This window comes from Paraburkholderia sp. 31.1 (assembly GCF_014397645.1).
GTDB classification, from domain to species: Bacteria; Pseudomonadota; Gammaproteobacteria; order Burkholderiales; family Burkholderiaceae; genus Paraburkholderia; species Paraburkholderia tuberum.
The window spans coordinates 1-2,073 of record NZ_VZQN01000132.1; the positions used below are offsets into that span (position 1 = coordinate 1).

At 63.5% G+C, this 2,073-nt stretch carries 1 protein-coding gene; it reads left to right on the plus strand.

Annotated elements, in window-relative coordinates; genetic code table 11:
• A partial coding sequence (locus F6X37_RS38145) for a hypothetical protein (protein ID WP_222945041.1) occupies positions 1-2,073 on the plus strand: 2,073 nt, incomplete at both ends.

Here is a 2,073-nt window from a genome sequence, read left to right on the forward strand (position 1 = left end):
CACCGCTCTGCACCGTGCTGATCCCCGTCGAGGCTGACGTCGACAGCGAGCTCATACCCGTGGACAGTGAAGAAATGCCGGTCGAGGTCGACGTCGACAACGACGAGATACCCGTCGACGTGGAGGTCGACAGCGAACCCAGGCCTGTGGACAGCGAATCCACACCGCTCTGCACCGTGCTGATCCCCGTCGAGGCTGACGTCGACAGCGAGCTCATACCCGTGGACAGTGAAGAAATGCCGGTCGAGGTCGACGTCGACAACGACGAGATACCCGTCGACGTGGAGGTTGACAGCGAACCCAGGCCTGTGGACAGCGAATTCACGCCGCTCTGTGCCGTGCTAATCCCCGTCGAGGCCGACGTCGACAGCGAGCTCATACCCGTGGACAGCGAAGAGATACCCGTCGATGCGGAGGTCGACAGCGAGCTCACGCCCGTGGACAGCGAAGTCACGCCGCTCTGTGCCGTGCTGATCCCCGTCGAGGCCGACGTCGACAGCGACGAGATGCCCGTCGACAGCGAAGAGAAGCCCGTCGACGTGGAAGTCGACAGCGAACTCATACCCGTGGACAGTGAAGAGATGCCTGTCGAGGTCGACATCGACAATGACGAGATACCCGTCGACGTGGAAGTCGACAGTGAGTTCATACCCGTGGACAGCGACGAGATACCCGTCGACGTGGAGGTCGACAGCGAACTCATACCCGTGGACAGCGACGAGATACCCGTCGATGCGGAGGTCGACAGCGAGCTCACGCCCGTGGACAGCGAATTCACGCCGCTCTGTGCCGTGCTGATCCCCGTCGAGGCCGACGTCGACAGCGAGCTCATACCCGTCGACAGCGAAGAGAAGCCCGTCGACGTGGAAGTCGACAGTGAGCTCATACCCGTGGACAGCGACGAGATACCCGTCGATGCGGAGGTCGACAGCGAGCTCACGCCCGTGGACAGCGAATCCACACCGCTCTGTGCCGTGCTGATCCCCGTCGAGGCCGACGTCGACAACGACGAGATACCCGTCGACGTGGAGGTCGACAGCGAGCTCACGCCCGTGGACAGCGAATTCACGCCGCTCTGCGCCGTGCTGATCCCCGTCGAGGCCGACGTCGACAGCGACGAGATACCCGTCGACGTGGAGGTCGACAGCGAACCCAGGCCGGTGGACAGCGAATCCACACCGCTCTGCACCGTGCTGATCCCCGTCGAGGCTGACGTCGACAGCGAGCTCATACCCGTCGACAGTGAAGAGATGCCTGTCGAGGTCGACGTCGACAACGACGAGATACCCGTCGACGTGGAGGTCGACAGCGAACCCAGGCCTGTGGACAGCGAATCCACACCGCTCTGCACCGTGCTGATCCCCGTCGAGGCCGACGTCGACAGCGAAGAAATACCCGTCGACGCAGAGGTCGACAGCGAACTCATACCCGTGGACAGCGAACTCACACCCGTCGAGAGCGACGTGACTGTGCTATTAGTCGCGCTCAGCCCCGTCGACAGCGACGAAATACCCGTCGACGTGGAGGTCGACAGCGAGCTCACGCCCGTGGACAGCGAATTCACGCCGCTCTGCGCCGTGCTGATCCCCGTCGAGGTCGACGTCGACAGCGACGAAATACCTGTCGACGTGGAGGTCGACAGCGAACCCAGGCCTGTGGACAGCGAATCCACACCGCTCTGCACCGTGCTGATCCCCGTCGAGGCTGACGTCGACAGCGAGCTCATACCCGTGGACAGTGAAGAGATACCCGTCGATGCGGAGGTCGACAGCGAGCTCACGCCCGTGGACAGCGAAGTCACGCCGCTCTGTGCCGTGCTGATTCCCGTCGAGGCCGACGTCGACAGCGACGAAATACCCGTCGACGTGGAGGTCGACAGCGAACCCAGGCCTGTGGACAGCGAATCCACACCGCTCTGCACCGTGCTGATCCCCGTCGAGGCTGACGTCGACAGCGAGCTCACGCCCGTGGACAGCGAATTCACGCCGCTCTGTGCCGTGCTGATCCCCGTCGAGGCCGATGTCGACAGCGACGAAATACCCGTCGACGCGGAGGTCGACAGCGAGCTCAGGC